Raw genomic sequence first — 3413 nt, 5'->3', positions numbered from 1 at the left:
CAACCCGCCGCTTTGACCGTCTCCGTCAGGCGAACGGTCTTGGTTTCAGACATGCACAGATTGTAAAGAAAAAGGCAGTTTCAGGCGCTGCGGCGTGCGACGGAAGAATGGAAGCTGGATTCCGGCTTCTACTTGGTGGTGATGGCGATGATCTGCAGATCCGGCTGGCCCTGGTTCCACTGATCACTTACGTGTTCGAATGTGAGGCGGAAGGTCTGACTCTGGCCTGCCGCGAGCGGTGCGACAGAGAGGTTTGCGGTATCGGGATAAGGGCCGCTGGTGCGCAGAATTTTGATCGGTACTTCCTCGACCTGCGCAATCTGACCGTACGGATCTTTGAACGTAACGCGCACGGTCGCGTCGGTCACACTCTTGCTACCAGTATTGCTGAGAGTGCCGTCCACGTAGGTGACGGTCGCGCCAACGAAGTTCTGCGCCTGGCTGAGTTTGACATCGGAGAATTTCAAGTCGGCAGCATACGGCGGAGGCACGGCGACCGCCTTGGGTTTCGGGCGAAGTACCAAGGCCGCGATCCCGGCCAACAACATGACGGCCGCAATCGCAATGAGGATTGTGCGCTTACTGTTGTCGCGCTCGGCGACTGTCGGCGTTGGTTGCAGCAGTCCGCCCATGCAGCACGATTATATTCTCCAAACCTGAACGAAACGAGAAAGGCTATGCGGAAAAGGTCACGGTCCTGGAATTTGGGGTTCGGATGAAGGCGACGATGAAGAGCACGCCGAGCAACGCATCAATGCCGGCAAAGACCAGATCAGACGGGTGAATACGCGATTGCACGTAAAGCGCGCCGAGCGACACTGCATAGATAAACTTTTCAAGCACGCTGGGGATCATCATGGGGCGCAAGCGCACTGGATTGTGTGCGATGACGAAGAAGGCGATCTGCCACACCAGCCCAACGCCCACGAATCCGTAATAGAAGCCGGGATGGGTGATCGGGGGCGGGTCTCTGCGTCCGATGATGTCGAACATGAAATAAAGCGGGGTGAGGACGAGGACGCCCCAGATCCCCGCAATCAAGAACACGATTCGCGCGAACCGCACTTACTGGCCTCCGACGGTGAGCCCGTCAATGCGGAGCGTGGGTGCCGCGACCGAGCCGCGGAATTCGAGATCGGTGGCAATTTCCGAGATGTTCATGAACATGTCTTTCAGGTTGCCGGCGACCGTGATCTCCTCGACCGGATAGGTCAACTCGCCGTTTGAAATCCACAGACCGGATGCGCCGCGCGAGTAGTCGCCGGTCACGAGGTTCACGCCCATGCCCAGGAACTCTGTTACGTACAAGCCTTCCTTCACGTCGGCGATCAGTTCTTGTGGTGTTCGCGAGCCGGGCTGCAGGAAATAATTGCCAGGCCCGATGCCGGGCGTTCCGGCCAGCCCGCGCGAGGCGTTGCCGGTGGTCTTCAGGTTCAGTTTCTTCGCGGTGTAAGTGTTCAGCAGGTAGGACGCCAGCACGCCCTGATCGATGACCACAGTTCGTCGCGTCGGAATGCCCTCGCCGTCGAACGGGCTTGTGCCGAAACCACCGACCATGGTGCCGTCGTCAATGACGGTGACGTTGTCGGCTGCGATTTTCTGGCCCAACTTTCCCGCGAGAAACGAGGCGCCGCGATAAACCGAATCGCCATTGACGCCTTCGAAGATGTGTTCGAGGATCGATGTCGCAACCAGGGGATCAAAGATGATTGGAACTTGTTGCGTCTTGACCTTGCGGGCGCCGAGCCGGCGGAGGGTGCGTTGCGCAGCGATCTTGCCCACCTGTTCGGGAGATTCAAGCCTTCCCAGACTGCGCGCGACGGAGAACCAGTAGTCGCGCTGCATGGCGCCGTTCTCATCTTGCGCAATCGGGACCGCCGCAACCGAGCAATAGGACCGCCGATATTCGCCAAGGAACCCGAGTGAGTTTGCGAGGATTTTGTGTCCCGTGGCTGCGTCGAACGATCCGCCATCAGAGTTCTTGATTCGCGGGTCGGAGTCGAGCGCAGCTTTTTCGGCGCGGCGAGCGTAGGCAATGCGCTCCTGTCCGGGAAGCGAATACACGTCAGAGGAGTACAGATCGAGGTCGCCGGGGATCACTCCCAATTGATTCTGCTCGGGAATTCCAGCGAACGGATCTTCGGAGGTGATTTTCGCGAGCTCGAGCGCCGAGCTCAGCATGCGATCGAGGCCTGCGCGAGAGAAGTCGCTGGAATGCGTGCTGGCGGAGCGCTTGCCAAAGAACACGCGTATGCCAATGGCTTTCGATCCCGACTCTTTCAGGGTTTCTACCTGTCCGAGGCGGACCAGAGTGGAGAACTCATCGCCTTCGCGAATGACGCATTCGGCTGCGGTTGCGCCATGCTGCATCGCGCGGCGAACAATGTCCTGGGCAAGGGATTTCAGGTCGGTTTCGGTTTGGGATTCGAGAGTAGTTTCAGGCATAAGAGAAAACGTCGTTGGTCGTTGGTCCTTGGTCGTTGGCAAAACACGAATCAATTCACCACAGAGGCACAGAGACACAGAAAAACAAAGGACAAATAGAAGTTGAAATCAGATAGCGGACTGTTCCACGTTTCCATGGAATTCTGCCTTTTATGTCCTGTGTTTCTGTGCCTCTTTGGTGAATTTACGGTGAACCGTCCTTACTGCATGAAGCCGCCGGGATCTTTGCGTGCGGTGCCGCCGACCGTCAGGCGATCAAGTTTGGTCGTGGGCATACCGACCCCAACCGGCACGGCCTGGCCGTCCTTGCCGCAGGTTCCGATGCCTTCATCCAGCTTGAGATCGTTGCCCACCATCGACACACGTGTAAGCGCATCCGGACCGTTCCCAATTAATGTTGCTCCGCGGATCGGGGCCGTCACGTGGCCGTCTTCGATCAAGTACGCTTCGGACGCGGAGAAGACAAACTTACCGTTCGTGATGTCCACTTGACCGCCACCGAAATTCACGGCGTAGATCCCGCGTTTCACCGAACGAAGGATGTCTTCGGGGTCGTCATCGCCGGCCAACATGTAGGTATTGGTCATGCGCGGCATGGGAATGTGCTCATAACTTTCACGGCGACCGTTACCGGTGTTGGCCATACCCATCAGCTTTGCCGACAATTTGTCGCTGAGATATCCCTTCAAGTTCCCCTTTTCGATGAGGACATTTTCCTGCGTGGGATTTCCTTCGTCGTCCACATTGAGTGAGCCGCGCCGCCACGGCATTGTGCCGTTATCAACCACGGTCACTTTCTCGCTGGCAACACTCTTGCCGATCAGTCCTGAAAATGCCGATGTCTGTTTGCGATTGAAGTCGGCCTCGAGCCCGTGACCAACGGCCTCATGCAGCAGCACGCCGGGCCAACCTGGACCGAGCACGACTTCCATTTCGCCGGCTGGAGCTTCGCGCGCATCCAGTTGTAG

The 3413-nt window shown here is 57.8% G+C and carries 4 protein-coding genes; all 4 read right to left on the bottom strand.

Features of this window, described 5'->3' with window-relative positions; genetic code table 11:
• Positions 1-128 precede the first annotated feature (128 nt).
• Positions 129-632, bottom strand: coding sequence for a DUF2393 family protein (locus VN887_02135; protein HXT38800.1), 504 nt, complete (start codon positions 630-632; stop codon positions 129-131).
• A 43-nt stretch (positions 633-675) separates the two neighbouring features.
• On the bottom strand, positions 676-993 hold the full coding sequence (locus VN887_02130; protein ID HXT38799.1) for a hypothetical protein: 318 nt from the start codon (positions 991-993) through the stop codon (positions 676-678).
• 72 nt (positions 994-1065) lie between these two features.
• Entirely contained in the window at positions 1066-2445 is a 1380-nt protein-coding gene (locus VN887_02125; GenBank protein ID HXT38798.1) for a TldD/PmbA family protein, read from the bottom strand.
• A 200-nt stretch (positions 2446-2645) separates the two neighbouring features.
• On the bottom strand, positions 2646-3413 hold a 768-nt coding region (locus VN887_02120; protein HXT38797.1), incomplete at its 5' end, for a metallopeptidase TldD-related protein.

This window comes from Candidatus Angelobacter sp. (assembly GCA_035607015.1).
Lineage (GTDB): Bacteria > Verrucomicrobiota > Verrucomicrobiia > Limisphaerales > AV2 > AV2.
Note: the sequence above shows the minus strand (reverse complement) of the source record. Positions and strands in the feature narration are given on the sequence as shown.